This is a genomic window from Klenkia taihuensis (assembly GCF_900112525.1).
Lineage (GTDB): Bacteria > Actinomycetota > Actinomycetes > Mycobacteriales > Geodermatophilaceae > Klenkia > Klenkia taihuensis.
This window is the reverse complement of record NZ_FOMD01000004.1, coordinates 46,653-73,597: the sequence shown is the minus strand read 5'-3', so window position 1 is coordinate 73,597 and position 26,945 is coordinate 46,653. Positions and strand designations below refer to the sequence as shown.

The following is a 26,945-nucleotide window of genomic DNA, read 5'->3' as shown; positions in this document are numbered from 1 at the left end:
CGCGGGACCCCATTGACAGCGGTGACGCTGAGTCACATCGTCTCCGCGACGTGTGGACGTGGCAGCGCAGCTCCCGCACGTCCGGGGACGTCGAGACCGGTGCGCCCCCGTTCCCTGACACGGCACCCGCCGTCGCCGAAGGAGACGCACGCGTGCGGAGAGCATCCCGCCGACCCGACCCCCACGCCACCCGGGCCCTCGCCGGGCTGGTGGCCCTACCCCTCTCGCTCACCCTGCTCAGCGGCTGCTGGCTGCCCGACGTCAGCATGAGCCCCGACGTCCAGGGCGCCTCCGCGACCGCGTCGAGCACGTCCGCACCCACCGCGACGTCCGCGACGTCCGCCGCCGAGCCGGCCGCCGCGACCGCCGACCGCCCGTCGGGCGACCTGGACGCCGGCTCCGTCACCCACGTGCAGCCGGCCGGCGACCGCGACCTGGTCATCGACTACTGGACCACCCAGCAGGCGGTCGACTGGACGCCGGCCGACACCAAGTCGATCCAGCTGTCCGCGCACCTGGAGGGCGAGGAGGCCACCGCCACCAGCATCGAGGTGCTGGTCACCCGGTTCTCCGCCGTCCTCGACGACGGCACCACCCGCACCACCGTCGTCGACGACCGCGGCGAGTTCGCCCTGCAGCCGCCCTTCACCTACGGGACCGCCGTCGAGCTGCCCCCCACCGACCCGGCGGTGGACGCCGTCACCGTCACCGTCCAGTTCGACCTGCTCGTCGAGACCGGACGCAACACCGACCGCTACTACCGGCAGACCGTCATCGACACCCTCGAGCTGCCGCTGCTGACCCAGGAGACCGACCGGTGACCGAGCTCGTCGTCAACCACATGCGCCGGTCGACCGACCGCGTCAACCTGCTCGCCCGCAGCGGCGACGCCGTCCCCGACATCAGCCTGCTGGTGCCGGCGGAGTTCGGCGGCCGGCACTCCGACGAGCAGCGCAGGCACGCCACCATCAGCTGCGTCATCCCGGCCTACAACGAGGAGTCGACGATCGGCGCCGTCCTCACCTCGATCCTCACCCAGACCCGGCCACCGGACGCCGTGCACGTGGTCATCAACAACACCGACGACGACACCCCCGAGGTGGTGGCGCCGTACGTCGGCGAGCACCAGCGGGTGGTCAAGGGCGAGACCTACACGACCCGCGTCTACGTGCACGACATCGGCGAGAACCCCGACAAGAAGGTCGGCGCGCTCAACTTCGGCTACTACGTCAGCCGCGGCTACGACTACATCCTGGGCGTCGACGGCGACACCACGCTGGAGCGCCGATGCGTCGAGTGGCTGGAGAAGGAGATGGTCACCGACCAGCGCATCGGTGGTCTGTCGGCGATCTACACCTTCGACAAGGGCGCGGTCGCAGGTCCCATGGCGAAGTTCCTGGTCGCCGGCCAGCGGGCGCAGTTCGCCGGGTTCAACATGGACAACCTGGTCCGCGGCCGGAACATGGCGGTGCTGGGCGGGCAGTGCTCGCTGTTCAGCGTCCGCGCGCTGGAACGGGTCATGTACATGAACCACCAGTCCGCGCCGTGGGTGCGCGACTCGGAGGTCGAGGACTCCAAGCTCTCGCTGCAGATCAAGGACGCCGGCTTCAGCACCAAGATCAGCGCCCGGGCCCGGGCGTTCGTGGGTCCGATGACCACGCTGCGCGCGCTGCACGGCCAGCAGGTCAAGTGGAACTTCGGCGGCATCGACCTGCTCTGGCCCGGCCAGCGCGGGGACACCAAGGGCCAGCCGATGCACCCGAACCTCCGGCTGCGGTGGTACGAGAACATCTCGATGGTCTTCAACATCACCACCCGCATGGCCTTCCTGCTGCTGCTGTCGGCCGCGCTGTCCATCGACGCGTTCGTGTTCAACCCGGTCTGGCTGATCCCGCCGGCGGTCGCCACCCTGCTCAACCTGCGGATCGCGACCTCCATGCACGACAAGAGCGCGTCGGACTTCTTCTACGCACTGCTGGTGGCCCCCGCCGAGCTGTACATGTGGATCCGGATGGGGCACTTCGTGACGGCGTGGGTGCAGTTCTTCGCCCGGTCGGACAAGGACAACTGGGCCGCCCAGGCCGCCGCCGAGCGCGGCCGTGGCTCGCAGTACGTGATGCCGCTGATCTGCGCGGTCGCCACGTTCCTCGTGCTGATCTTCGCCTGGAGCCAGCAGAGCGTGGGCGTGCAGTCGGCGATCCTGTCCATCGGCTGGCCGGTGCTCTACCTGATCACCGTGCTGCAGACGCTGTTCATGATCAAGAAGCTGGTCCGTCGCCAGCGCGGCTTCACCGTCTGACCGCCGGTCACCGGCCCACCCCTACGGTGGGCCGGTGACCACCGCGCTCGAGCAGCTGGCCGACCGCTTCGTCGAGGAGTACGCCGCCGCCGTCCCCACCACGGCGACCTACATCGGCGTCCGCGGCCACGACCACCGGTGGCCCGACCACTCCCCGGCCGGCAACGCCGCGGTCGCCGACCTGCTGCGCCGCACGGTCGCCCAGGTCGAGGCCACCGCGCCGGTCGACCACCGCGAGGAGGTCGCCCGCGCGGCGATGGTGGAGCGGCTCTCGGCCGAGCTGGCCCGGCACGACGCCGGGTGGGTCGACGCCGACCTGAACTCCATCGAGTGCCCGCTGCAGGCCTTCCGCGAGACGTTCGACTACATGGCCGTGGACACCGTCGAGGACTGGACGACGATCGCCGCCCGGCTCGAGGCCCTGCCGGAGGCCGTCGACGGCTACCTCGCCGGGCTGGACGCCGCGGCCGGTGCCGGCAGGGTGGCCGCCGCGCGGCAGGTGCGGCTCGCCGCGGCGCTGGCCCGCCGGTGGGCCGGCACCCCGCACGTCCCTGGCTTCTTCACCACCTTCGTCGCCGGCGCCCCCGCCGAGCTGGCCGACCGCCTGGTCCCGGCCGCCGACGGCGCGCACGACGCGTTCCTGCGCTTCGCCGACCACGTCGAGCGGTCCCTGCTCCCCCGTGCGCCCGCGGCGGACGCGGTGGGCCGGGAGCGGTACGCGCTGGAGTCGCGGTTCCACACCGGCGCCGACCTGGACCTCGAGGAGACCTACGCCTGGGGCTGGACCGAGCTGGCCCGCGTCGTCGCCGAGAAGGCCGCCGTCGCCGAGACCATCGCGCCCGGGCAGGGCGTCGCCGGCGCGATGGCCGTGCTGGACGCCGACCCGGCCCGCCAGGTCCGCGGGCGCGCCGCGCTGCAGCAGTGGCTGCAGGACACCGCCGACCGGGCCGTCGCCGCGCTGGACGGCGTGCACTTCGACGTCCCCGGGCCCGTCCGGCGCATCGAGGGCCGGCTGACCCCGACGTCGGGTGCCGGCGTCTACTACTCCGGCCCGACCGAGGACTTCAGCCGTCCCGGCCGCATGTGGTGGTCGCTGCCCGACGGCGTGGACGACATGACCACCTGGCGCGAGACCACCACCGTCTTCCACGAGGGCGTGCCGGGCCACCACCTGCAGATCGGCTGGACGGTGCACAACCGGGCCGCGCTGAACCGCTGGCAGCGGGTGCTGCTGGCCTGCTCCGCGCACGCCGAGGGCTGGGCGCTGTACTCCGAGCGGCTGATGGGCGAGCTGGGCTTCCTCGACGACGCCGGCGACCGGCTGGGCATGCTCGACGCCCAGGAGCTGCGCGCCGCCCGCGTGGTGCTCGACATCGGCGTGCACCTGGACCTGCCGATCCCGGCCGGCCACGGCGTCGACGCCGACCGGTGGAGCTACGAGGTGGCCCTGCAGTTCCTCCGCGACCACGTGTCGATGGAGGACCAGATGCTGGTCGACGAGCTGCACCGCTACCTCGGCTGGCCCGGTCAGGCACCGGTCTACAAGGTGGGCGAGCGGGTGTTCCTCGCCGGCCGCGAGTCCGCCCGCGCCCGGCACGGCGCCTCGTTCGACCTGAAGGAGTGGCACCGCGCCGTCCTCGACCTCGGCCCGCTGGGCCTGGGCCCCCTCGCCGACGAGCTCGACCGCCTCTAGCCCCTACCCACCTGCGATTGATCATGGGCATCCGCAGGTGGCGACACGCGGGCCCCGGCGTGTCCGAGCTGCACCTGACGATGATCACCAGGGAGACGGGGCCGTCGTCCGGGGATGCGGGGACGGGTGCGACCGGGTAGGCAGACCCCGTGCGCGCGATCACCTACCGCGAGTCCGGCGGCCCCGAGGTCCTGCAGCTGACCGACCAGCCGGTCCCCGAGCCCGGCCCGGGTGAGGTGCGCGTCGCGCTCGCCTTCTCGGGGGTGAACCCGACCGACTGGAAGCGGCGCAGCACCGCCGCCCCCGGCGACGAGCCGCAGACCCCGAACCAGGACGGCGCGGGCACCGTGGACGCGGTCGGCGAGGGCGTGGACCCCGCGCGGGTCGGCGAGCGGGTGTGGGTGTGGGAGGCGGCCTGGGAGCGGCGCTGGGGCACCGCGGCCGAGCACACCGTCGTCCGGGCCGAGCAGGCCGTGCCGCTCGGTGACCACCCGTTCGAGCTCGGCGCGGCCCTGGGCATCCCGTTCATGACCGCGCACCGCTGCCTCACCGTCGCCGAGCACCTGCCCCGGCGGCTGGAGCCCGGCGCGCTGGCCGGCCGCACCGTGCTGGTGCAGGGCGGCGCGGGCGCGGTGGGGAACGCCGCGATCCAGCTCGCCCGCTGGGCCGGCGCCACGGTCGTCACCACCGTCAGCTCGCCGGAGAAGGCCGCGCTGGCCCGGGCGGCCGGCGCCCAGCACGTCGTGGACTACAAGAAGGAGGACGTCGCCGCGCGGGTCCGCGAGATCGCCCCGGACGGCGTGCAGGCGGTGGTCGAGGTGTCCATCCGGGCCAACGCGGAGGTCGACACCGAGGTCGTCGCGCAGCACGCCTCGATCGCGATCTACGCCGACGACGGCGGCCCCGAGTTCAGCGCGCCCACCCGGGCCTTCATGGCGCTGAACACCCGGTTCCAGTTCGTGCTGGTCTACACCGCGCCGGCCGAGGCCAAGGCGCAGGCGGTCGCCGACATCACCACCGCGCTGGCCGCCGGCGCGATCCGGGTCGGCGAGGACGCCGGGCTGCCACTGCACACCTACCCGCTGGACGCGACGGCGGCCGCGCACCAGGCTGTGCAGGACGCCGCCGTCGGCAAGGTGCTCGTCGACGTCACCGCCTAGAGCCAGGTCCGCCGCGGGGGCGCGGGGCAGGCGTCCCCGCGGCGGGTCCTCCTGCACCGGAGTCCGTCCTCCTGCACCAGATCTCCTGCAGGAGGACGGACGTCGATCAACCCCCCTGATCGACGCTGCGCAGGAGGGGGGTCAGGCGCCGACGCCGAGGGAGCGGGCGATGAGCATCCGCTGCACCTCGCTGGTGCCCTCGCCGATCTCCAGGATCTTCGCGTCCCGGTAGAAGCGGGCCACCGGGAACTCGTTCATGAACCCGTACCCGCCGTGCACCTGGGTGGCGTAGCGGGCGTTCTCCATGGCCATCTCCGAGCTGTACAGCTTGGCGATCGCGGCCTCGCGCTTGAACGGCTCGCCGCGCAGCATCTTCTCCGCGGCGCGGTAGTAGGCCAGCCGCGCGGTGGAGGCCCGGACCTCCATGTCGGCGATCATGAACTGGATGGCCTGGTTGCGGCCGATCGGCGTCCCGAAGGCCTCCCGCTGCGCGGCGTACGCCACGCTCTCGTCCACGCAGCCCTGCGCCAGCCCGACGGCGAGCGCGGCGATGGCGATGCGGCCCTCGTCGAGGATGGACAAGAACTGGGCGTAGCCGCGGCCCCGCTCCCCCACCAGGTTCTCCTCGGGCACCCGGACGTCGGTGAAGCTCAGCTCGCGGGTGTCCGAGGCGTTCCAGCCGACCTTCGAGTACCGCTGACCCACGGTGAACCCGGGCGTCCCCGACGGCACGATGATCGCCGAGATCTCCTTGCCGCCGTCGGGCTTGGTGCCGGTGACCGCGGTGACCGTGACCAGCTCGGTGAGGTCGGTGCCGGAGTTGGTGATGAAGGCCTTGGACCCGTTGATGACCCAGTGCCCGTCCTCCAGGCGCGCCGTCGTCCGGGTGGACCCGGCGTCCGAGCCGCCGCCGGCCTCGGTGAGCCCGAAGGCACCCAGCGCCTCGCCGGCGCACAGCCGGGGCAGCCACTCCTTCTTCTGCTCCTCGGTGCCGAACCGGAAGATCGGCATCGCGCCCAGCGACACCCCGGCCTCCAGCGTGATGGCGACCGAGGAGTCGACGCGGGCCAGCTCCTCCAGCGCCACGCAGAGGGTGAAGTAGTCCCCGCCGGAGCCGCCGTGCTCCTCGGGGAAGGGCAGCCCGAACAGCCCGAGCTCGCCCATCTGGCGCACGATGGCCGTCGGGAACTCGTCGGCCTCGTAGAACGCCCCGATCTGCGGGCGCACCACCTCGTTGGCGAACTCGCGGACCATCGTCCGCAAGGCCTCGGTCTCGGTGTCCAGCCGGTAGTCCAGCACCATCGCTCAGTCCCCCTCGGTCGCCCGTGGGGTCACCACGGCCACCTGCTCGTCCAGCCGGACCTGGTGGCCGGCGGTCACGGGGAGCTCGGTGACGACGCCGTCGACCGGCGCGGTCAGCACGTGCTCCATCTTCATCGCCTCGACGACCAGCAGCGGGGTCCCCGCCACCACCTCGTCGCCGACCGCGGCGCGCACGAGCGTCACCGTCCCCGGCATGGGGGCGGTCACCACCCCGTCGCCCGCCGCGGCCGCTCCCGCACCCGTCGCCCGCTCGACCAGCCGGAACGCCGCCGCGAAGCCCTCGATCCCCAGGTGCACCGTCGACCCGTCGCGGGCCGCGGCGTACCACGTGGTCACGTCGTCCAGCGCCACCGCGAGGCGGTCGCCGTCCCGCCACGCGCGGGCCCGCTGCGGCGCACCCTCGCCGACGCGGACCTCGCCGTCGGCGGCGCGGCCGCGGGTGCGCACCGGCACCGGGTCGCCCCCCGGGACGACGAGCGTGCGGGTGGTCCAGGCGTGCTCGCCGACCCGCCAGCCGCCGGGCACCGTCCACGGGTCGACGACCGTCGCCCCACCCTGCCCCCGGACCCCGCCCGTCCCGGTCGGCTCGTCGTCCAGCAGCAGCGCCAGCGCCGCGGCGGCGTACGCCCCGGGCGGCGGGTCCTCGGCGCGGGTCAGCTGCTCGCCGCGCCGCTCGATCAGCCCGGTGTCCAGGTCGCCGGCGACGACGTCGGGGTCGGTGAGCAGCGCCCGCAGGAAGGGCACGTTGGTGGTGACGCCCAGGACGGCGGTGCGGCCCAGCGCGGCGACCAGCCGGCCCCGCGCGGTCTCCCGGGTCGGCCCCCAGGCGATCACCTTGGCCAGCATCGGGTCGTAGTCCGAGCCGACGACGCCGCCCTCGACCAGCGAGCTGTCCACCCGGACACCCTCGCCGGACGCCTCGGTCAGCGACACGACCCGGCCGGCCTGCGGCAGGAAGCCCCGGGCGGGGTCCTCGGCGTACACGCGGGCCTCGATGGCGTGCCCGTCCAGGGAGACGTCGGCCTGCTCGAAGGGCAGCTGCTCCCCCGCGGCCACCCGCACCTGCAGCTCGACCAGGTCCAGGCCGGTGACCGCCTCGGTGACCGGGTGCTCGACCTGCAGCCGGGTGTTCATCTCCAGGAAGAAGAAGTCGCGCGGGTTGTCGGCGTCCACGATGAACTCCACCGTGCCGGCGCCGGTGTAGCCGACCGCGGCCGCGGCGTCGACGGCGGCCTGGCCCATGGTGGCCCGCATCCGCGCCGACAGCAGCGGCGACGGGGCCTCCTCGACGACCTTCTGGTGCCGCCGCTGCAGGGAGCACTCGCGCTCGCCCAGGTGGACGACGGTGCCGTGGGTGTCGGCCATGACCTGCACCTCGATGTGCCGGCTGTTGCCGACGTACCGCTCGACCAGCAGCGTGTCGTCGCCGAAGGAGGAGCGGGCCTCGCGGCGGGCGCCGGCGATCTGCTCGGCCAGCTCGGACTCCTCGCGCACCACCCGCATGCCCTTGCCGCCCCCGCCCGCCGACGGCTTGAGCAGCACCGGGAACCCCGCGGCGACCGCGGCCGCGGCCACCGCGGCGTCGTCCATGCCCGGCTGCGAGGACCCGGGGACGACGGGGACGCCGGCCGCGGCGACGGTGGCCTTGGCCCGGATCTTGTCGCCCATCGCCTCGATGGCGGCGACCGGCGGGCCGATGAAGGCGATGCCCGCGGCCTCCAGCGCCCGGGCGAACTCGACGTTCTCGGACAGGAAGCCGTAGCCGGGGTGCACGGCCTCCGCGCCGGTGGCCCGGCAGGCGGCCAGCACCCGCTCGACCGACAGGTAGCTCTGGGTGGCCGGGGCCGGCCCGATGGGGACGGCGAGGTCGGCGACCCGGGTGTGCAGGGCGCCGGCGTCGGCCTCGCTGTGCACGGCGACCGAGCGGATGCCCATCGAGCGCAGCGTGCGGATGACGCGGACCGCGATCTCGCCGCGGTTGGCGACCAGGACGGTGCTGAACATCAGCCCGCCACCGCCGCGGCGTCAGGCCTTGGCGAGCTTGACCAGCCGGCGCTTCTTGACCGTGTAGCCCGGCGGCAGCGTGCCCTCGGCGAGCGCGCGCAGGGGGCAGCGGCCGCAGCGCGGCTTGTCGACGCAGCACTTCTTCTTCGGCATGCGCTGCTTGGCCATGCGGTGAGGTTAGCCATACCTGCCTCGCGCGGGAAGGGACGGACCGGGGCGGCCGGTACCGTGCGGTCGACGTCCAGCACCGACGAGGAGACCCCGTGGCCGCCGAAGCCTTCGTGAACCAGCTCAACGTGCAGATCGGCAACGAGTTCGCCGCGCACCAGCAGTACGTCGCCTGCGCCGTCTACTTCGACCAGCAGACGATGCAGCAGACCGCGCAGCTGTTCTTCGACCAGGCCGCCGAGGAGCGCAGCCACGCGATGATGATGGTGCGCTACCTGCTCGACGCCGACGCCGAGGTGCGCATCCCCGCCCTGCCGGCCCCGGTCTGCGACTTCGCCGACGTCGTGGCGCCGATCGCGCTGGCCCTGGAGCAGGAGAAGCGCGTCACCGCGCAGATCAACGAGCTGACCGCGATCGCGCGCCGGGAGAACGACTTCGCCTCCGACCAGTTCATGCAGTGGTTCATCAAGGAGCAGGTCGAGGAGGTCTCCACGATGAGCGACCTGCTCGCCGTCGCCAAGCGCAGCGCGCACGACGTGGAGCAGATCGAGGACTACGTGCAGCGGGAGCACGTCGCCGAGGGCGTCGACCCCACCGCGCCGCGCATCGCGGGCGTCTGAGGCCGGCTCACATCCGGAAGACGCCATAGCCGACCTCCTCCAGGGGGGCGTGCGAGACGGCCGACAGCGCCAGGCCGAGCACGGTGCGGGTGTCGGCGGGGTCGATGACCCCGTCGTCCCAGAGCCGGGCGGTCGCGTAGTACGGGTGGCCCTGCCGCTCGTACTGCTCGCGGACGGGGGCCTTGAAGGCCTCCTCGTCCTCGGCCGACCACTCCTCGCCGCGGGCCTCCAGGCCGTCGCGGCGGACGGTGGCCAGCACGCCCGCGGCCTGCTCCCCGCCCATGACGGAGATGCGGGCGTTGGGCCAGGTCCACAGGAACCGGGGCGAGTAGGCCCGGCCGCACATCGAGTAGTTGCCGGCACCGAACGAGCCCCCGATGACCACGGTCAGCTTGGGCACCCGGGCGCAGGCGACGGCGGTGACCATCTTGGCGCCGTGCTTGGCGATGCCGCCGGCCTCGTAGTCGCGGCCCACCATGAACCCGCTGATGTTCTGCAGGAACAGCAGCGGGACCTTCCGCTTGTCGCACAGCTCCACGAAGTGCGCGCCCTTCACCGCGGATTCGCCGAACAGGATGCCGTTGTTGGCGACGATGCCTACCGGGTGGCCGTGGATGCGGGCGAACCCGGTGACCAGGGTCTGCCCGTAGAGGGCCTTGAACTCCTGGAACCGGCTGCCGTCGACGAGCCGGGCGATGACCTCGCGGACGTCGTAGGGCGTGCGGGAGTCCGGGGGGACGACGTCGTAGAGGGTCTCGGCGGGGTAGGCGGGCTCCTCGGTGGGGCGCACGTCCCACGGGGCCGGGGCGACCGGGCCCAGCGTGCCGACGATCCGGCGCAGGACCTGCAGCGCGTGCTCGTCGTCCTCGGCCAGGTGGTCGGTGACCCCGCTGGTGCGGCTGTGCAGGTCCCCGCCGCCGAGCTCCTCGGCGGTGACCACCTCGCCGGTGGCGGCCTTCACCAGCGGCGGGCCGCCCAGGAAGATCGTGCCCTGCTCGCGGACGATGACGGCCTCGTCGCTCATCGCCGGCACGTAGGCACCGCCCGCGGTGCAGGACCCCAGGACGGCGGCCAGCTGCGGGATGCCGCGGCGGGACATCTGCGCCTGGTTGTAGAAGATCCGGCCGAAGTGCTCGCGGTCGGGGAAGACCTCGTCCTGGCGGGGCAGGAAGGCCCCGCCGGAGTCGACCAGGTAGAGGCAGGGCAGCTCGTTCTGCAGCGCCACCTCCTGCGCGCGCAGGTGCTTCTTGACCGTCATCGGGTAGTACGTGCCGCCCTTGACGGTGGCGTCGTTGGCCACCACCACGACCTCGCGACCGGCCACCCGCCCGACGCCGGTGATGATCCCGGCGGCGGGGGCGTCGCCGTCGTAGAGGCCGTGCGCGGCCAGCGGGGAGAGCTCGAGGAACGGGCTGCCCGGGTCGAGCAGGGTGTCGACCCGGTCGCGGGGCAGCAGCTTGCCGCGGTCGGTGTGCCGGGTGCGCGCGCGCTCGCCCCCGCCCTGCGCGACGGCCGCCAGCTGGTCGGCCAGGTCGGCGGCCAGCTCGCGGTGCCGCTGCGCCCACCCGGCTGCGGCACCCGGGTCGGCCGGCGGGGAGCTGCTCAGCACCGGTGCGTCCACGTCCGGGATGTTAACCACCGTTCACGTCGCCGGTCCAGCGCGGGGTGAACGCGGGTTAACATCTCGGCATGACCGCGGAGCCCGACAGCGCGCTGCACGCCGACGCCGCGCGCCCGTCCCGCCGGGAGCAGATCCTGCAGGCCGCGGCCCGGCTGTTCGCCGAGCGCGGGTCGCGCAGCGTCGGGGTCGACGACGTCGGCGCCGCGGTGGGGGTGACCGGCCCGGCCATCTACCGGCACTTCGCCAGCAAGGACGCCATGCTGGCCGAGATGCTGCTGCGGATCAGCGAGCGGCTGCACACCGGCGCCGAGCACGTGGTCGCCGACGCCGGCAGCGACCCCGCGGCGCAGCTGGCCGCCCTGGTCGCCTTCCAGGTCGACTTCGCGCTGGACAACCCGGCGCTGATCACCGTGCAGGACCGCGACCTCGGCGCGCTGTCCGACGACGACGCCCGCCAGGTCCGCCGGCTGCAGCGCCGCTACGTCGAGCAGTGGGTCGCGGTGCTGGGCGCGCTGCACCCCGAGGCGTCGACCGCCGCCTGCCGGGCCCGCGCGCACGCCCTGTTCGGGCTGATCAACTCCACCCCGCACAGCGCCGGCCGGGTGTCGCGGTCGGCGATGGCCTCGCTGCTCACCGCGATGGCCACCGCCGCCGCGACCACCTGACCGCTACAGGTGCGGCTGGCCCGTCGAGGCGCTGGTCCCCCCGTCCACCGCGAGCACGGCGCCGGTGACGTAGCGCGCGGCGTCGCTGGCCAGGAACAGCACCGCCGGGGCGACGTCCTCGGGCTCGCCGGGCCGGCCCAGCGCGATCCGGTCGACGAACGGGGCCAGCGACTCCTCGTCGCGGCCCATGCCCTCGGTCAGCTCGGTGAGGGTGAAGGCGGGGGCCACCGCGTTCAGCCGCACGCCCTCGGCGCCCCAGTCCAGCGCCAGCGAGCGCACGAAGTTGCTGATCGCCGCCTTGGTCGCGTTGTAGGCCGCCTGGCCCCAGTCGCCGCGGTCGCCGGACACGCTCGACACCGCGACCAGGTTGCCGCCCGAGGCGGCCAGGTGCGGCAGCACCGCCTTGGCCAGGTGGAAGAAGCCGTCGACGTTGGTGGCCCGCAGCGCGGCCCAGGCCTCGTCCGACAGCTCGGTCAGCGGCCCGGACTCGTAGCCCGCGGCGTTGGGGACCACCACGTCCAGCCGCCCGAACCGCTCCACGACCTGCTCGACGAGCGCGGCCACGGCCGCCCCGTCGGACACGTCGGCCGGCACGGCCACCGCCCGGTCGGCGGGCCGGCCCTCGAGCGCCTGCTCCAGGCGCTCCCGGCGTCGTCCGGTGATGACCACCGTGGCCCCGGCGTCCAGGAAGGCGTCGGTGATGGCCCGTCCGATGCCCGTGCCACCCCCGGTGACCAGGACGACGGTGTCGGTGAAGTCGAAGCTCGCGTGCTGCACGGGGGGCCTTCCTGCTCGGGTCGGGGACCCGCCCCCGCTACCCGGCCCCCGCCGCGGTCAGTCCTGGGTGGCGACCAGGTCCAGGGCGTCGTCGGCCAGCTGCTGCAGCCCGGCGGCCGGGCCGGCCTGACCGGTCCAGGATGTCTCCACGATGACCGCGACGTCGTCGACGGTCGTGCTGGCGTAGTCGGCACTGCGCAGCTCCTCGGGGCCGCCCGGGTAGCGGGCGCCCTCGCGCAGCAGGTCCGAGACGTTGCCGGTGCCCGACACGTCGGTCAGCGACAGCAGGGCGGTGGCCCGGGCGGCGTCGGGCATGGTCACCCGCGACACCGACACCACCGCCGGGACGCCGTCCACCTCGGCCGACCACAGCGCGCGGGACAGGCCCAGGCAGTCCGTCGTCCCGAAGAAACCGCTGATCGCGCCGTAGGCGTGGTCGCGGCAGGTGGTGTCGTACTCCACGACCTGCAGCGTGTAGTCGGTCTCGCCCAGGGACTGCACGGTCCCGACCGGGAGGGCCGCGGGGGTGCTCGGGCCGGTGCTGGTGGGCGCCGCGGTGGACGTCGGCGCCGGACCGGAGGCGTCCTCGTCGGACCCGCCCCGGGTCAGCCACAGGCCCCCGAGGCCGAGCAGGACCACCAGGAGGACGCCGGCCAGCACGACCAGCAGGCCGCGCCGGGACCGCCCCGGCCGGTCCGGGCCGCCGGCGGGCGCGGGCGGGCGGCCCCGGGTCGGCGGGTCGGCGGCCTCGCCGGTGCGGGTCGGCTCGGCGAAGATCCCACCGATCCCGCCGGTCTCGTCGACGGGCGCCGGCTGCTGCACCGGCTGCGGGGACCACGCGGTCCGCGGGGCCTGCTGGGCCTCCGGGGCCGGTCGCGGGACGATGGCCTGGGTCTCGTGCCACGACGGCTCGGCCGGGGCCTGGGGCGCGGGCGCCGAGGGTCCCGAGGGCGCCGCCGAGCCGCCGGGCAGGGAGACGGTGTCGCCGCCGGTACGCGGCTCGGGGGTCTGCTGCGCCGCGGCCGCCGCGGCGAGGGCCGCCGCGGCGGCCGGGTCGACGAGGGGGCCGCCGGGCGAGCCGACGGGCGCACCCGAGGAGCCGGGGCCCGTGGCCGGCCAGTCGGTGCGGGTGGCCGGCGGGGTGGCGGTCGGGCCCGCCGGGTGGCTCGTGGGCTGGTCGGCGAACCCGGCCGGGGCGAGCAGCTCGCGGCGGCGCAGCACGTAGGGCGAGTACGGGAAGCCCTCGCCGTTGAGCTCCTCGACGGCGGGGCTGCGGCCACCCACGCCGAGCGCCTCGAGCGCGGCGCGGACGTCGGCGGTGGTCCACAGCCTGGGGTTGCCGGTGCCGGCGTAGCGGGCGGCGCGGGCGATGCCGAGCAGCAGCGAGCGGGACTCCAGCAGCGCGACCTGGTCGCCCTCGCCGAGGTCGCCGTCGGCGGGCACCAGACCGCTCAGCTCGCCGTGCAGCACGCTCAGCCGGGCGATGCGGCCGGGCTCCAGGCCCGCCCGGCGCAGCCGGGTCGCGGCCTCCATGCCGGCCCGCATGAGGCCGTCCAGCGGGGTGGACCCGCCGCCGGCCAGCCGGAGCACGTCGCCCGGTCCGGCGCCGGGGCCGATGGTCCAGGAGCCCTCGGGCAGCACCGTGACCACGCCGGACTGCCGCACCACCTCCACCACCCGGACCACCGCGACGCCCTCGGGCACCAGCACGACGGCGTCGCAGATCCGGCGGTCCATCGGGCCGTCGGACAGCGCCAGGGAGGCCACCAGCGCCCCGCGAACCGACCCACCGGTGTCCCAGCTGGCCAGTTCGGCGAAGAACGCCCGCTCGGCGGGGGTCTCGAGCCCGGAGGGGGTGAGGATCAGCACTGCGCTGCGCCGCCGCCCTGCGCCCGTATCCGGCCCTTCTCGGTCATCGACCCGACGTTACGACATCGACGCGGCGGGTCCGGGACTCACGGTGCGGACGCGCCGCCTGCGGCCACCGGGACGCCGGCCACCGACGGGGCACGCCACCGCGCCCAGCGGCGCGACGTCGCGGTGCGGTCGACCACGGCCCACAGCAGGGCGAACCCCAGGCACACGACGGGCGCCACGTGCCAGTCCCAGGGCGGGATGACCGCGACGAACTCCTGCACGAAGGCGGCGAGGAACACCGTGGCGGCGACCGGGACGCCGGCGAGCCAGCCCGGCACCCGCCACCGCACCGCGAGGTCGACCAGCACCGCGCCGGTCAGCAGCATCACCGGCAGCACCGACGGCGGGAAGCCGGTGGCCACCAGCAGGCCCCAGGTGACCGCGCGGTAGCCCAGGTAGGCGGCGGTGAGCAGGGTCGCCGTCCAGCGGAACCCGGTGACCTTGCGGGCCACGACCAGGGTCAGCAGCCCGGCGCCGATCAGCCAGGCCGGGTGCACCCACGGCGGCACGGGCAGCATGAAGCTGGTCGGCGAGGAGCCCTGCGCGGCGGCGAAGTCCAGCAGCTGGGGCTCGGCGGTGGTGTGCCCGGCCTGGTAGTCGGCCAGCGACAGCACCCCGTACTCCTGGTGCTGGTTGGGGAACAGCACGTTCTCCAGGAAGAAGAACCACAGGCCGAGGTGGACGGCGGTGCGCACCGGGCCCGGCGCCGCGTACAGCCACCAGCCGCGCAGGGCGCCGGCGAGCATGATCGCGGTGCCGACGTACAGGAGCACGTGGCTGGGGCTCCAGCTGGTGATGTCCAGCCCGTTGATGCGGTGGTTGATGATGTCGATCGGCACCGCGACCAGGAAGGTCGCCGTGCCGGCCTGCATCCAGCGCAGCGCCCGGCGGTCGACGCCGCGACCGGAGTAGCTGTGCACCACCACCAGGGCGACGACGAGCACGGTGCCGGCGGAGTTGAGCAGGTGCGGGGGCGCCAGGTCGTCGCGCAGCCACTTGAAGTGCCAGGAGACGTCCCAGGAGGACCCCAGCATCTTCAGCCCGAAGGCCAGCAGCCAGCCGCCGTAGAGCCAGCGCAGCTCGGGCTCCGTGGTCGTGCGGCCGGGGCGCCCGGGGGTCATGGCGTAGGCCCACAGCCACCGCAGCGCGGCGACGGGGTGCCGCAGGGCGGCACGCACCGAAACGGGGGCGGGACGGGGGACCTCGACCGTGCGGGTGTCCAGGGTCATGGGAGCGGCTCCTGCGGCAGGCGAGCCAGCAGCGTACCGACCCCGGGGCCCCGGGTCAGCCCTTTCGAGTGGCGGGAACGGGACTTCTGTCGTAAGGCGGCTGCTGCGCCGGGACGGGTGCGTACTGTCGCCTCCCGTGGCAGGCAACGGAGCGCACAACCTGGTCTGGATCGACTGCGAGATGACCGGGCTGGACCTGGGCAGCGACAAGCTCATCGAGATCGCCGTCGTGGTCACCGACTCCGAGCTGAACGTGCTCGACGAGGGCCTGGACGTGATCATCCACGCCGAGGACGAGGACCTGGCCGGGATGGCCGACGTGGTGGTCGCCATGCACGCCAAGTCGGGGCTGACCGAGGCGGTGCGCGCCTCCACGGTGAGCCTCGCCGAGGCCGAGCAGCAGGTGCTGGCCTACGTGAAGCGGTTCGTGCCCGAGCGCCGCACCGCCCCGCTGTGCGGCAACTCCATCGGCACCGACCGCGGCTTCCTCGCCCGCGACATGCCCGCCCTGGACGACCACCTGCACTACCGGATGGTCGACGTGTCCTCGGTCAAGGAGCTGGCCCGCCGCTGGTTCCCCCGGGTGTACTTCAACCAGCCGCCCAAGGGCCTGGCGCACCGCGCGCTGGCCGACATCCTGGAGTCGATCCGGGAGCTGGCCTACTACCGCGGCGCGGTCTTCGTGCCCGCGCCGGGGCCGACCACCGAGCAGGCGCAGGCCGCCGCGGCCGCCGCCACCGACACCTACGCCCCGCTGCTGACCCCGCCGCAGCAGGGCTGAGGCCTCCGGTACTCTTCTCGACGGCCCGCCTCACCTCGGGCCGCACCGACTGCCCGCTCGCGGGCGACGGTGGGTGTAGCTCAGCTGGTAGAGCGCCAGGTTGTGATCCTGGATGTCGCGGGTTCGAGTCCCGTCACTCACCCCACAGCGCGCAGAGGCCCCCGATCCGCACCGGATCGGGGGCCTCGTGCGTCTGCGGCTCAGCCCAGGGCGCTGCCGGCCACCCACTGGTCCCACGGGATGGCCCAGTCGTAGATGTCGCCGTCGGCGCGCGACAGCGTCGGGCCGATCGAGTTCACCACCTCGACCACGTCGCCGGGCTGGGAGAACTGGTAGAACCACTGCGCGCGGTCGGTCGACAGGTTGATGCAGCCGTGCGACACGTTCGACGAGCCCTGCTGGCCCACCGACCACGGCGCGGCGTGCACGAACTCGCCGTTGTTGGAGATGCGCGTCGCGTACTGCACGTCGGTGCGGTAGCCGCCCGGCGCGTCGACGGCCAGGCCGAAGGTGGAGGAGTCCATCGTGATGTCGGCGAACTTCTCCAGCACCACGTGCGCGCCGTTGCGGGTCGGGTTGGCGTTGCTGCCCGCGCTCATCGGGTAGGTCTGCACGACCTGGTCGCCGGAGTAGACGGTGAGGGTGTGCGTGCCGGCGTCGGCCACCGACACGTGCTTCTCGCCGACCGTGAAGGACACCGTGCGGTCCTTCTCGCCCCACACGCCGTCGCCGAGGTCGACGCCGTAGAGGTTCGCGTCGAGGGTGACCTGGGTGTCGGCCGGCCAGTAGGTGGAGGGCCGGAAGTGCACCTCGGTGTCGCTCATCCAGCTCCACCGGCCGTCGGTGGGCGTGGAGCTGGTGACCACCAGGTTGCGCTCGACCTCGGCCTTGTTGGTGACCGGCTGGTCGAAGAACACCCGGATGGGCATGCCGACCCCGACGGTGGTGCCGTCGAGCGGGCCGATCGAGGGCGTGGTGACCGACGCCGGGGCGACCGTGGTGAACGAGCCGCTGGCGTCGCTGGAGGCGCCGTCGGCGTTCTGCGCGGTGGCCGTCACGGTGTAGGACGTGCCGTAGGCCAGCGGGGCGGCCGGCGTCCAGAGGCTGGTGGTGCCTGCCGCGGCCTCGCCCGACGGTGCGCCCGAGGACGACGCGGCCGAGGAGGCGGGCGCCGAGGACGACGCAGCCGGCGCGGCCTCGGCGGCCGGGACCTCGCTCAGCGTGCCCTGCACCGGCGCGCCGGCCGCGTCGGTCACCGTGACGTCGGTGATCGAGCCGCCGGTGACGGTGGCCTGCAGCGGCCTGGCCGGGGAGACGTCGGTGGCGCCGTCGGCGACCGAGAGGCTGACCACCGCCGGGTCGGCCGCCGCGGTGGTGCCCGCCGCGCTCCCCCCGCCGCCGGTGGCATCGGGCCCGCAGCCGGCCAGCGCCACCAGCACGGCGGTGGCGCCCAGCGCGAGCGCGGAGCGGCGGTTGATCAGCAGAGCCACGTGCGACATCCCCCTCGTCAGGACAGCGGTGCGTCCGGGACCCAGTGTGCTCCCCGGTGCTGACAGTTCGCTGTCACGCAGGCCACGCCACCCCGGGTCGCGGGCCGCGCCCGGGGCCGTGTACCGTTCTCCCGGTCGCTGCCACGCAGTGACGCCGCGCCATTAGCTCAATTGGCAGAGCAGCTGACTCTTAATCAGCGGGTTCGGGGTTCAAGTCCCTGATGGCGCACCCACCACCCAGCCGGCCCCGTCCACCCAGGACGGGGCCGTTCTGCTGTCACGACCCCGGGAGGGCCGGTTGAGCACCGCCGACGAGGGACGACGCCGCGCCGAGGAGCACCTCGACCTGGTCGCGCAGGGCCGCCAGGACGACGCCGACGCCGTGCTCGAGCAGGCCTCCGGGCTGGCCGAGGTCACCTACCTGGGCGCCGCCTTCACCGCGATCTCCCGCGGCGGTGCCCGCGAGCTCTCCCCCGCCCAGCGCGCCCAGGCCACCGGCCGGCACATGCGGCTGGCCGCCCAGCGCGACGCCGCCGGCCGCGACCCGCAGGCGCTGCGGCCGTGGCTGCACGCGCTCGCCCGCGAGGCGGCGCTGGTGCGGCACATGCAGTCCCTGGCCGCCGCCCGCCGCGACGGCACCGTCAGCGACGGGTGACCCGCACCGCCACGGGCACCACGAGCGCGACCAGCACGGCCAGCACCGCGTAGGACGCCTCGAGACCGACCGCGGCGGCGACCAGCCCGACCGCGAGGGCACCGAGCCCCGTGCCGGCGTCGAAGGCGGCGTTCCACACCGCGCTGGCCGTCGTCGTCCCCCGCTCCCCCGCCCGCGCCATCGCGACGACCAGCGTGGTGTTCTGCGAGCCGCCGTAGGCCACGCCGAAGACCGCGGCGCCGGCGTAGACCGCGGCGTCGGAGTCCAGGCCCACGGCCAGCAGCACCAGCCCGAGGACGCCGAGCGCCAGCGCGACCGGCAGCAGCACCCGGGTGCCGAACCGGTCGGTGAGCACGCCGCCGGCCCAGCGGCACAGCGCCCCGGTGGCCCCGAACACCAGCAGCGCGACGGTGGCCACGACGCCGTCCGGGCGCGCGATCGGCAGGAAGGTGACCACCCCGGCCCCGGCCAGGGTGACCACGAGCAGCACCGCCGACGGCGTCGCGGACGCGCGCACCGCCGGGCCCACCGGGTCCCCGGACGGCGCGGTCACCGCGCTGGGCACCGCGCGGACCAGCCGCGGCACCGCCAGCAGCCCCAGCAGCGGGAGGGTCGCCACCAGCACCACCAGCGGGAACCGGTCGGACAGCACCAGTGCCACCCCGCCCGGCGTGGCGGCCAGCGTGGGCAGTCCGAGCGCCAGGCCGTAGAGGCCGAGGGACTCCCCGCGGCGGGACGGCGGCACCACCCGGGCGGCGATGGTCGCGCCCAGCACGGTCAGCACGCCGAAGCCGGTGCCCCGCACCGCCGACACCGCGCACAGCCACCCCACGCCGTCCCCGAGCAGGTACAGCGGTGAGGGCCCGCCGATGGCCAGCAGCCCGCCGGCCAGCACCGGGCCGAGGCCGAACCGGCCGACCAGGCCCGGCACGGCCAGCTGGGTGAGCACCGTGGCGGCCAGGAAGACGGTGGTGACCAGGCCGGCCGCGGCCACGCCGGCCCCGCCGCGGACGGCGTAGGAGGGCAGCGCGGCCAGCGTCACCGCGTAGCTGGTGAACCCCAGCAGCGAGGCCGCCAGCAGGGCCCGGACGGCGGGGACCCGCCACACCGGCCCCGTCTGCTGCACCGTCTCCTCGCTCATCGCCCCCGCGATCCTGCCCTGCCGCCGATACGGTCGGGCCATGGCCGACACCGACGCCCCGCCGACCACCGTCTCCGTCGTCGTGATGGGCGTGTCGGGCACCGGCAAGTCCACCGTCGGCGTGGGCATCGCGCAGACGCTGGGCTGCGACTTCGTCGAGGGCGACGACCTGCACCCGCCGGCCAACGTGGAGAAGATGCGCTCGGGCACCCCGCTGGACGACGAGGACCGCTGGCCGTGGCTGCGCGCGGTCGCCGCCCGGGTCGGCGAGCACGAGGCCGCCGGCACCGACCTGGTGATCACCTGCTCGGCGCTCAAGCGCGCCTACCGGGACCTGCTGCGGGAGCAGCACCCGTCGGTGTGGTTCGCCCACATCGACACCCCGCACGACGTGCTGGTCGAGCGGCTGCGCAGGCGCACCGGCCACTACATGCCGGGCTCGCTGCTGGACAGCCAGCTGGCCACCCTGGAGCCGCTGGCCGACGACGAGCCCGGCCACGCCTACTCGGGCCAGGGCTCCCCCGAGCAGACGGTGGAGGCCCTGGTCCGCGAGCTGCGCGCGGAGCGCCCTCAGCCCATGTAGGGGTACCGGTGGTCGCGCGGGGGCGCGAAGGTCTCCTTGACCACCCGCGTGGAGGTCCAGCGCTGCAGGTTCTGCGCGGCGCCGGCCTTGTCGTTGGTGCCCGAGGCCCGGGCCCCGCCGAAGGGCTGCTGGCCGACGACGGCGCCGGTGGGCTTGTCGTTGACGTAGAAGTTGCCGGCCGCGTTGCGCAGCACCCGCTGGGCGTGCGCGATCGCGGCCCGGTCCTGGGCGATGACCGCGCCGGTGAGGGCGTAGGGCGCCACCGACTCCATCTGGGCGAGGACGGCGTCGTGGTCGGCGTCCTCGTAGACGTGCACCGCGAGCACCGGGCCGAAGAACTCGGTGCGGAACACGTCGTGCTCGGGGTCGCTGCCCTCCAGCACCGTGGGCCGCACGAACCAGCCCTCGGAGTCGTCGGCGGTGCCGCCGGCGACCACGGTCAGCGCGTCGTCGGTGCGGGCCCGGTCGAGGACGCCGGAGAGCCGGGAGAAGGACCTCCCGTCGATGACCGCGCCCATGAAGTTGCCGAAGTCGGTGACCGGCCCCATCGGCAGGGAGTCGACCAGCCCGGCGAGGTCGTCGCGCAGCTCGGTCCACAGCGAGCGCGGCACGTAGGCGCGCGAGGCCGCCGAGCACTTCTGGCCCTGGTACTCGAAGGCGCCGCGCACCAGCGCCGTCCGCAGCACCTCCAGGTCGGCCGACGGGTGGGCGAAGACGAAGTCCTTGCCGCCGGTCTCCCCGACGATGCGCGGGTAGGTGCGGTAGTCGGCGATGTTCTGCCCCACCGTGCGCCACAGGTGCTGGAACACCGCGGTCGAGCCGGTGAAGTGGATGCCGGCCAGGTCGCGGTCGGCGAGGACGACGTCGGACACCGCCACGCCGTCGCCGGGCAGCATGTTCACGACGCCGTCGGGCAGGCCGGCCGCCTCGAGCAGCCGCATGAGCTGGTGGGCGGCGAACTGCTGGGTGGGCGAGGGCTTCCAGACCACCGTGTTGCCCATCAGCGCGGGCGCGGTGGGCAGGTTGCCGGCGATGGCGGTGAAGTTGAACGGGGTGATCGCGTAGACCACGCCCTCCAGCGGGCGGTGGTCGACCCGGTTCCACACGCCGGGCGAGCTGACCGGCTGCTCGGTGTGGATCTGCCGGGCGAAGTGCACGTTGTAGCGCCAGAAGTCGGCCAGCTCGCAGGCGCTGTCGATCTCGGCCTGCTGCGCGGTCTTGGACTGCCCGAGCATCGTCGCGGCGTTGAGCGTCTGCCGCCACGGGCCGGCGAGCAGGTCGGCGGCCTTGAGGAACACCGCGGCGCGGTCGTCCTGGGAGAGCTCGGCCCAGCCGGGGGCGGCGGCCTTCGCGGCGTCCAGTGCGTCGCGGGCGTCGTCGGCGGTGGCGTGCGCCGACGTCCCCAGGACCTGGGCGTGCGCGTGCGGCGCGACGACGTCGAAGGACGCGCCGCGGGCCATCCGCTGCCGGCCGCCGATGGTGGCGGTCAGCTCCTCCGGGGAGCCGGCGAGGCGGCCGAGCTCGGCCTGCAGCTGCGCGCGCTCGGGCGAGCCGGGGGCGTAGTCGAGCACCGGCTCGTTGCGCGGGGCGGGGACCTGGGTGATGCCGTCCACGGGGGTCAGCTCCTTAGCTGGTGGTGACGAGGGAGCGGAGGAAGAACTGCAGGTTGGCCGGGCGCTCGGCCAGGCGGCGCATGAAGTAGCCGTACCAGTCGGCGCCGTAGGGCACGTAGGCGCGCACGGTGTGCCCCTCGCGGGCCAGCCGCTGCTGCTCGCCGGTGCGGATGCCGTAGAGCAGCTGGAACTCGTAGCTGTCGGCCGCCCGGCCCGTCTCGCGGACCAGCTCCAGCACCCGGGCGATCATCGCGGGGTCGTGCGTGCCGGCCATCGGGTAGCCCGCGCCGCGGAACAGCACGTCCAGGCAGCGGAGGTAGGCGGCGTCCACCTCGGCCTTGTCGGTGAAGGCGACGGTGCGGGGCTCGGCGTAGGCACCCTTGACCAGCCGCACCCGGGACCCGGCGACGGCCAGGTCGGCCGCGTCGGCCTCGGTGCGGTGCAGCGCCGACTGCAGCACCGCGCCGGTGCCCGGGTGGTCGCGGCGCAGCTCGGCCAGGACGGCGAGCGTGGAGTCGACCGTGGTGTGGTCCTCCATGTCCAGGGTGACCGTGGTGCCCAGCGCCGTGGCGGCCTCGGCGACCGGGCGGACCAGCTCGAGGGCCAGGTCGTGCCCGCCGGGCAGCGCCTGGCCGAAGGCCGACAGCTTGACCGACACCTCGGCGGCCGGCCCCAGCTGCAGCGGCGCCAGGCCGTCGAGCAGCGCGAGGTAGGCGTCGCGGGAGGCGACGGCCTCGGCGCGGGTGGTGATGTCCTCGCCCAGGTGGTCCAGGGTGACGGCGACCCCGTCGGCCTGCAGCGACCGGACGGCGGCCAGCGCGTCGGGCAGCTGCTCCCCCGCGACGAACCGGTCGACCACCCGGCGGGTGACCGGGGTGCCGACGACGGCGCGGCGCAGGCCGGGGCGGCGGGACGCGACGAGCAGGGCCTGACCGAGCACGGGGACCTCCAGCAGCAGTGGGTGACTGCAACCTAGGAGTGAGGTCGTCGCCGTCACCACGGACAGCTGTCGGGACTCGTTCGTACGATCGTCTGGTGCGCGACGACCTGCAGGACATCGTGGACGAGGTGTCCCGGCTGCTCGGCGCGCCCGCGACCCTGGAGGACCCGGACTTCACCCTGCTGGCCTTCTGCGCCCAGGGCGAGGGCGCGCTGACCGGCCTGGACGCCGTGCGCACCCGCTCGATCCTGACCCGGGGCTCCCCCGCGGCGACCCGCCGCTGGTTCACCGACTTCGGCATCGACCGGGCCACCGCCCCGCTGCGCACCCCGGCCGACCCGGCGGCCGGGATCCTGACCCGGCTGTGCCTGCCGGTGCGCCACCGCGGCCGGTTGCACGGCTGGCTGTGGCTGCTGGACGAGGGCCGCACCGACCTCGACGCCGCCGACCCGCCGGGCCTGGCCGCGGCCGTCGCGCTGGCCGACCGGGCCGGTGCGCTGCTGGCCACCCGGCCGGCCGCCGGCGACCCGTCCGCGGACCTCGCCGCCGCGCTCGCCGGGGACGACACCGCCGCCGGCCGGCTGGGCGCCGCGCTGGGCGCGCGCACCCCGGTCGCCCTGGTCGCGCTGCACCCGGCCGACCCCGGCCTGCCCGCCGGCTGGGCCGCGCCCGGCGCCGGCGCGGTCGCCGCGGTCGTGGGCGATGCGGTGGCCGCCCTGGTCCCCCTGCCGCACCGCGGCGACACCCGCCCGGCGGTCGCGCTGTCCGCCGCGGCCCTGCAGCGGCTGCCCGCCGGGAGCACCGCCGGCGTGGCCGCCGCCCGCACCGGGTGCGGCGAGCTGCGGCGGCAGTGGTCCGAGGCCTCCGACGCCGCCCGGGTGGCCGCGGTCGACCCGGCGCTGGCCCCGGTCGCGTCCTGGGCCGAGCTCGGCGCCTGGCGCCAGGTGGTCCGGCTCGACGGCCCGGACCCGGCCTTCGCGGCCCTGCTCGCCGACCCCGTGCTCACCCGCACCGCCGAGGTGTGGCTGGACCGGGCCGCCTCGCCGCAGCGGGCCGCCGCCGAGCTCGTGGTGCACCGGCAGACGCTGTACTACCGGCTCGGCCGGATCGCCGAGCTCACCGGCCTGGACCTGTCCGACGGCGGCGACCGGCTGGCACTGCACCTGGCCGTCCGCTCGGCCCGGCTGGCGGCCGCCCCCGGGCGGGGTGCTCTAGGGTCGTGGGCCTCATGAGCACGGACGCCGGTACCGACGAGCAGTCCGCTCCCGACGTGATGCGGGCGCTGCGCACGGCCACCGCGGCCGAGCACCAGCAGCTCGAGGACACCCTCGACCTGATGGACGCCGACCTCACCGTCCCCCGCCTGGCCGCGGTGCTGCAGCGGATGCACGCGTTCTGGGTCGCCGCCGAGACCGGCCTGGACGCCTGGGCCGCCGACCACCCGGCGGTCGCCGAGGGCCTGGACTGGTCCGCCCGGCGCCGGGCGCACCTGTTCGCCGCCGACCTGACCGCCCTGGACGCCGTCCCCACGACCGACCCGCTGCCCGCGGTGCCCGCACCGGCCTCCACCGACGAGGCGCTGGGTGCGATGTACGTGCTCGAGGGCTCGACCCTGGGCGGGCAGTTCATCGACCGCCACCTGGCCGCGCTGCCCGCGCTGGCCGGTGTCGCGACGGTCCGGGCCTTCAGCCCGTACGGCGAGGCCACCGGCGCGCGGTGGGCCGCGTTCCGGCGGGCCACCCGCGAGCACGTGACCCGCGGGGGTGACGCCGACGCGGTGGTCGGGGCGGCACGCCGTACCTTCGTCCTGATGGCCCAGTGGTGCGCCGACGTCGAGCAGCCTGCGTCGCCGCCCTCCGAACCCACGACCCGACGTCGAGGTGCTGCTGCGTGACCGACACCCAGCCCGTGGAGTGGCTGGCCCCCGGTACGCCGGTGGACCTGACCAACTGCGCGCGCGAGCCCATCCACGTCCCGGGCAGCATCCAGCCCCGCGGCGTGCTGATCTCGGTCAGCGAGCCCGACCTGGTCGTGGAGCAGGTGTCGGAGAACCTGGCCGACGTCGTCGGGGTGGCGTGGGAGCGCGCGCTCGGCCGGCCGCTGGCCGAGGTCCTCGGCACCGTGCCCGCGCAGGCCGTGGCCCGCAGCGCGGCGGCGTTCGGCGACCTGCGCGAGCGCAACCCGGTCGAGCTCACCCTGGACCTCGACGGCACCCCGGTGCCGGTCGACGCGATCCTGCACCGCATCGTGCACGGCGGGTCCGGCCCCGGCCGCCTCGACGACGGCGAGCGCCGCGGTGCGAGCTCGCTGGTGGTCGAGCTGGAGCCGGCCTTCGGCCCCCGGCCGTTCAGCTTCCCGAACACCTACCAGGCCGTGCGCAGCAGCATCGCCGAGCTGAACCGGGCCACGGACCTGCAGGAGCTCTACGACGTCACGGTCACCGCGGTGCGCAACCTGACCGGTTTCGACCGGGTGATGCTCTACCGCTACGACGACGAGTACAACGGCGAGGTCGTCGCCGAGGCCCAGCACGGCGGGCTGCCCAGCTTCCTCGGCCTGCACTACCCGGCGTCGGACATCCCCGCCCAGGCGCGGGCGCTGTACGAGAAGAACTGGGTCCGCCTCATCTCCGAGGCGCCCTACACCCCCGCCCTGCTGCAGCCGGTCGACCACCCGGCCACCGGCGCCCCGCTGGACCTGACGTACTCCACGCTGCGCAGCGTCTCGCCCATCCACGTCGAGTACCTGGGCAACATGGGCGTGGCGGCCTCGATGTCGATCTCGCTGCTGCGCGAGGACAAGCTGTGGGGCCTGATCGCCTGCCACCACTACGCCGGACCGCACGCCCCGCCCTACGCCACCCGCGCCGCGGCCGAGTTCCTGGGCTCGACGCTGTCGCTGCGGCTGGTCGACCGGGCCGCCGAGGAGGAGGTCCGCCGCGCGCTGCGGGCCCGCTCGACCCTGGCCTGGCTGACCGCGGCCACCCTCGACCAGGACCGGCCGCTGGCCGAGTCGCTGCTGGGCACCCCCGACCTGCTCGACCTGGTGCCCGCCGACAGCGTGGTGGTGCACCTGGAGGGGCACGCCGCCGTCCGCGGCGCGCCGGTGCCCGAGGCCCTCGCCGCCCAGGTCGCCGAGTGGGCGGCCGGCCGGCGCAGCGACGTGGTGTCCACCGAGTCCCTGCCGACCGACGCCCCCGAGCTGGACGTGCCGGTGGAGCTGGCCTGCGGTGCGCTCGTCGTGCCGCTGCCCGAGGGCCAGTCCGTGGTGTGGCTGCGCCAGGAGAAGGTGCGCTCCATCGACTGGGGCGGCGACCCGCACCACCAGGCGACCGTCGTCCCCGAGGGCGACGGCGTGCGCATCTCGCCGCGGCAGTCCTTCGACCGGTGGTCGGAGACGGTGCACGGCCGGTCCGAGCCGTGGACGGCGGCCGAGGTCGCCGAGGCCACCGAGCTGCGCACCAACCTGCTCGAGGCGCTCTACGCCCGCACCCGCCGGGTGGCCCGGGCCGCGGAGACGCTGCAGCGCAGCATGCTGTCCGACCCGCCGCAGCCCGACCACCTGCAGATGGCGGTGCGCTACGTGCCGGCCGCGCGCGAGGCCCAGGTCGGCGGTGACTGGTACGACGCGTTCGTGCAGCCCGACGGCGCCACGGTGCTGGTCATCGGCGACGTCGTCGGCCACGACACCGAGGCCGCCGCGGTCATGGGTCAGCTGCGCGGCCTGCTGCGCGGCATCGCCTTCGACAGCGGCCTGGGCCCGGCCGACGTGCTGCGCCGGCTGGACGCCGCGGTCGACGGCCTCCGCATGGAGGCCATCGCCTCGGTGCTGGTGGCGCGGCTGGAGCAGACCCCCGACGAGTTCGACGAAGGGGTGACCCGGCTGGTCTGGTCCAACGCCGGTCACCTGCCGCCGGTCGTGCTGACCGCGGACGGCGGCACCCGGCTGCTCGGGGGCGGCGGCCGGGCCGACCTGCTGCTGGGCGTGGACCCGGGTGCACCCCGGCGCGAGCACGAGGCCGTGCTCGAGCGCGGGTCGACGGTGCTGCTCTACACCGACGGCCTCGTCGAGCGCCGCGACCAGGTGTTCGACGAGGGCATCGACGTGCTGATGGGCCTGCTGGGCCGGCTGCCCGACCGTCCGGTGGAGCAGCTCGCCGACACCCTGCTGGGTGAGCTGCTGCCCGAGCGGGCCGAGGACGACGTCGCGCTGGTCGCCGTCCGGCTGCACGCGCAGGACCGGCCCCGACCCGACCGCTGAGGCCCG

At 74.9% G+C, this 26,945-nt stretch carries 23 protein-coding genes and 2 tRNA genes; 14 read left to right on the top strand and 11 right to left on the bottom strand.

Annotated features, from left to right (window positions below):
• Window positions 1-152 precede the first annotated feature (152 nt).
• From BM158_RS16245 to BM158_RS16230, 4 genes are all read left to right on the top strand, one after another.
• On the top strand, window positions 153-821 hold the full coding sequence (locus BM158_RS16245) for a hypothetical protein (protein WP_131802068.1): 669 nt from the start codon (window positions 153-155) through the stop codon (window positions 819-821).
• Complete coding sequence (locus BM158_RS16240; RefSeq protein ID WP_091561669.1) at window positions 818-2,299, top strand: glycosyltransferase family 2 protein; 1,482 nt, start codon at window positions 818-820, stop codon at window positions 2,297-2,299. The genes BM158_RS16245 and BM158_RS16240 overlap by 4 nt, the downstream gene beginning before the upstream one ends.
• A 34-nt stretch (window positions 2,300-2,333) precedes the next feature.
• On the top strand, window positions 2,334-3,992 hold the full coding sequence (locus BM158_RS16235; protein WP_091561666.1) for a DUF885 domain-containing protein: 1,659 nt from the start codon (window positions 2,334-2,336) through the stop codon (window positions 3,990-3,992).
• A gap of 149 nt (window positions 3,993-4,141) precedes the next feature.
• A complete protein-coding gene (locus tag BM158_RS16230; RefSeq protein ID WP_091561664.1) occupies window positions 4,142-5,152 on the top strand; it encodes an NADPH:quinone reductase in 1,011 nt (336 codons plus the stop codon).
• A 141-nt stretch (window positions 5,153-5,293) separates the two neighbouring features.
• Here BM158_RS16230 and BM158_RS16225 read toward each other — a convergent pair whose 3' ends face one another.
• The 3 genes from BM158_RS16225 to BM158_RS21855 are packed head-to-tail and all read right to left on the bottom strand — an operon-like array spanning window position 5,294 to window position 8,647.
• A complete protein-coding gene (locus BM158_RS16225; RefSeq protein WP_229827840.1) occupies window positions 5,294-6,454 on the bottom strand; it encodes an acyl-CoA dehydrogenase family protein in 1,161 nt (386 codons plus the stop codon).
• Window positions 6,455-6,457: 3 nt separating this feature from the next.
• Window positions 6,458-8,479 carry an acetyl/propionyl/methylcrotonyl-CoA carboxylase subunit alpha gene (locus BM158_RS16220; RefSeq protein WP_091561661.1) on the bottom strand — a complete coding sequence of 674 codons (2,022 nt, stop codon included), beginning with the start codon at window positions 8,477-8,479 and terminating at the stop codon, window positions 6,458-6,460.
• Between the two features lie 21 nt (window positions 8,480-8,500).
• Entirely contained in the window at window positions 8,501-8,647 is a 147-nt protein-coding gene (locus BM158_RS21855) for a hypothetical protein (protein ID WP_165628978.1), read from the bottom strand.
• 95 nt (window positions 8,648-8,742) lie between these two features.
• Here BM158_RS21855 and BM158_RS16215 point away from each other — a divergent pair, with 95 nt between their 5' ends.
• Window positions 8,743-9,267 (top strand): ferritin, encoded by a 525-nt coding sequence (locus tag BM158_RS16215; protein WP_091561658.1) that lies wholly within the window; start codon window positions 8,743-8,745, stop codon window positions 9,265-9,267.
• A 7-nt stretch (window positions 9,268-9,274) separates the two neighbouring features.
• Here the strand turns inward: BM158_RS16215 and BM158_RS16210 are convergent, their stop codons facing one another.
• Window positions 9,275-10,888, bottom strand: a complete 1,614-nt coding sequence (locus BM158_RS16210) for a carboxyl transferase domain-containing protein (protein ID WP_091561655.1) — start codon at window positions 10,886-10,888, stop codon at window positions 9,275-9,277.
• Window positions 10,889-10,956: 68 nt separating this feature from the next.
• Between BM158_RS16210 and BM158_RS16205 the strand changes: the two genes are divergently transcribed.
• Complete coding sequence (locus BM158_RS16205) at window positions 10,957-11,553, top strand: SACE_7040 family transcriptional regulator (protein WP_191328737.1); 597 nt, start codon at window positions 10,957-10,959, stop codon at window positions 11,551-11,553.
• Between the two features lie 3 nt (window positions 11,554-11,556).
• Here BM158_RS16205 and budC read toward each other — a convergent pair whose 3' ends face one another.
• The 3 genes from budC to BM158_RS16190 all read right to left on the bottom strand — a co-directional run bounded on the left by budC (window position 11,557) and on the right by BM158_RS16190 (window position 15,476).
• Window positions 11,557-12,330 carry a meso-2,3-butanediol dehydrogenase gene (budC, locus tag BM158_RS16200; RefSeq protein WP_091561652.1) on the bottom strand — a complete coding sequence of 258 codons (774 nt, stop codon included), beginning with the start codon at window positions 12,328-12,330 and terminating at the stop codon, window positions 11,557-11,559.
• A 57-nt stretch (window positions 12,331-12,387) separates the two neighbouring features.
• Window positions 12,388-14,199 carry a hypothetical protein gene (locus BM158_RS16195; RefSeq protein ID WP_091561649.1) on the bottom strand — a complete coding sequence of 604 codons (1,812 nt, stop codon included), beginning with the start codon at window positions 14,197-14,199 and terminating at the stop codon, window positions 12,388-12,390.
• Window positions 14,200-14,285: 86 nt separating this feature from the next.
• Window positions 14,286-15,476 carry a hypothetical protein gene (locus BM158_RS16190; RefSeq protein WP_091561645.1) on the bottom strand — a complete coding sequence of 397 codons (1,191 nt, stop codon included), beginning with the start codon at window positions 15,474-15,476 and terminating at the stop codon, window positions 14,286-14,288.
• Window positions 15,477-15,612: 136 nt separating this feature from the next.
• On the opposite strand from BM158_RS16190, the gene orn reads away from it, so the two are divergent.
• Window positions 15,613-16,257, top strand: coding sequence for an oligoribonuclease (orn, locus tag BM158_RS16185; RefSeq protein WP_229827841.1), 645 nt, complete (start codon window positions 15,613-15,615; stop codon window positions 16,255-16,257).
• Window positions 16,258-16,326: 69 nt separating this feature from the next.
• Window positions 16,327-16,402 (top strand) — tRNA-His (locus BM158_RS16180).
• A gap of 55 nt (window positions 16,403-16,457) precedes the next feature.
• Here the strand turns inward: BM158_RS16180 and BM158_RS16175 are convergent.
• Complete coding sequence (locus BM158_RS16175) at window positions 16,458-17,747, bottom strand: L,D-transpeptidase (protein ID WP_229827842.1); 1,290 nt, start codon at window positions 17,745-17,747, stop codon at window positions 16,458-16,460.
• A 156-nt stretch (window positions 17,748-17,903) separates the two neighbouring features.
• On the opposite strand from BM158_RS16175, the gene BM158_RS16170 reads away from it, so the two are divergent.
• Window positions 17,904-17,976, top strand: a tRNA-Lys gene (locus tag BM158_RS16170).
• A gap of 69 nt (window positions 17,977-18,045) precedes the next feature.
• Window positions 18,046-18,402: a hypothetical protein gene (locus tag BM158_RS16165; RefSeq protein ID WP_091561632.1), complete on the top strand. Its 357-nt coding sequence runs from the start codon at window positions 18,046-18,048 to the stop codon at window positions 18,400-18,402.
• Here BM158_RS16165 and BM158_RS16160 read toward each other — a convergent pair.
• The gene (locus tag BM158_RS16160) at window positions 18,389-19,543 is read right to left on the bottom strand and encodes an MFS transporter (protein WP_091561623.1); all 1,155 of its coding nucleotides are present in this window, start codon (window positions 19,541-19,543) and stop codon (window positions 18,389-18,391) included. The two genes, BM158_RS16165 and BM158_RS16160, sit on opposite strands and share 14 nt — an antisense overlap.
• Before the next feature lie 40 nt (window positions 19,544-19,583).
• On the opposite strand from BM158_RS16160, the gene BM158_RS16155 reads away from it, so the two are divergent.
• Window positions 19,584-20,126, top strand: coding sequence for a gluconokinase (locus BM158_RS16155; RefSeq protein ID WP_091561617.1), 543 nt, complete (start codon window positions 19,584-19,586; stop codon window positions 20,124-20,126).
• On the opposite strand, the gene pruA is transcribed toward BM158_RS16155, so the two are convergent.
• Together pruA and BM158_RS16145 are read right to left on the bottom strand one after the other, a co-directional pair.
• Window positions 20,114-21,739: an L-glutamate gamma-semialdehyde dehydrogenase gene (pruA, locus tag BM158_RS16150; RefSeq protein WP_091561613.1), complete on the bottom strand. Its 1,626-nt coding sequence runs from the start codon at window positions 21,737-21,739 to the stop codon at window positions 20,114-20,116. The two genes, BM158_RS16155 and pruA, sit on opposite strands and share 13 nt — an antisense overlap.
• 13 nt (window positions 21,740-21,752) lie before the next feature.
• Window positions 21,753-22,679, bottom strand: coding sequence for a proline dehydrogenase family protein (locus BM158_RS16145; RefSeq protein ID WP_091561610.1), 927 nt, complete (start codon window positions 22,677-22,679; stop codon window positions 21,753-21,755).
• A gap of 95 nt (window positions 22,680-22,774) precedes the next feature.
• Here BM158_RS16145 and BM158_RS16140 point away from each other — a divergent pair, with 95 nt between their 5' ends.
• The 3 genes from BM158_RS16140 to BM158_RS16130 are packed head-to-tail and all read left to right on the top strand — an operon-like array spanning window position 22,775 to window position 26,939.
• Window positions 22,775-23,911, top strand: a complete 1,137-nt coding sequence (locus BM158_RS16140) for a PucR family transcriptional regulator (RefSeq protein ID WP_091561604.1) — start codon at window positions 22,775-22,777, stop codon at window positions 23,909-23,911.
• On the top strand, window positions 23,908-24,573 hold the full coding sequence (locus BM158_RS16135; protein WP_091563201.1) for a biliverdin-producing heme oxygenase: 666 nt from the start codon (window positions 23,908-23,910) through the stop codon (window positions 24,571-24,573). The genes BM158_RS16140 and BM158_RS16135 overlap by 4 nt, the downstream gene beginning before the upstream one ends.
• Complete coding sequence (locus BM158_RS16130; protein WP_091561600.1) at window positions 24,570-26,939, top strand: SpoIIE family protein phosphatase; 2,370 nt, start codon at window positions 24,570-24,572, stop codon at window positions 26,937-26,939. The genes BM158_RS16135 and BM158_RS16130 overlap by 4 nt, the downstream gene beginning before the upstream one ends.
• The last annotated feature ends 6 nt before the right edge of the window (window positions 26,940-26,945 follow it).

Excerpts from the sequence above, each read along its gene's own strand:
- BM158_RS16190 (WP_091561645.1), bottom strand. The coding sequence starts at position 15,476 with ATGACCCTGGACACCCGCACGGTCGAGGTCCCCCGTCCCGCCCCCGTT.
- BM158_RS16135 (WP_091563201.1), top strand. The coding sequence starts at position 23,908 with ATGAGCACGGACGCCGGTACCGACGAGCAGTCCGCTCCCGACGTGATG.
- BM158_RS16160 (WP_091561623.1), bottom strand. The coding sequence starts at position 19,543 with ATGAGCGAGGAGACGGTGCAGCAGACGGGGCCGGTGTGGCGGGTCCCC.
- BM158_RS16225 (WP_229827840.1), bottom strand. The coding sequence starts at position 6,454 with ATGGTGCTGGACTACCGGCTGGACACCGAGACCGAGGCCTTGCGGACG.
- BM158_RS16155 (WP_091561617.1), top strand. The coding sequence starts at position 19,584 with ATGGCCGACACCGACGCCCCGCCGACCACCGTCTCCGTCGTCGTGATG.
- BM158_RS21855 (WP_165628978.1), bottom strand. The coding sequence starts at position 8,647 with ATGGCCAAGCAGCGCATGCCGAAGAAGAAGTGCTGCGTCGACAAGCCG.
- BM158_RS16205 (WP_191328737.1), top strand. The coding sequence starts at position 10,957 with ATGACCGCGGAGCCCGACAGCGCGCTGCACGCCGACGCCGCGCGCCCG.
- BM158_RS16220 (WP_091561661.1), bottom strand. The coding sequence starts at position 8,479 with ATGTTCAGCACCGTCCTGGTCGCCAACCGCGGCGAGATCGCGGTCCGC.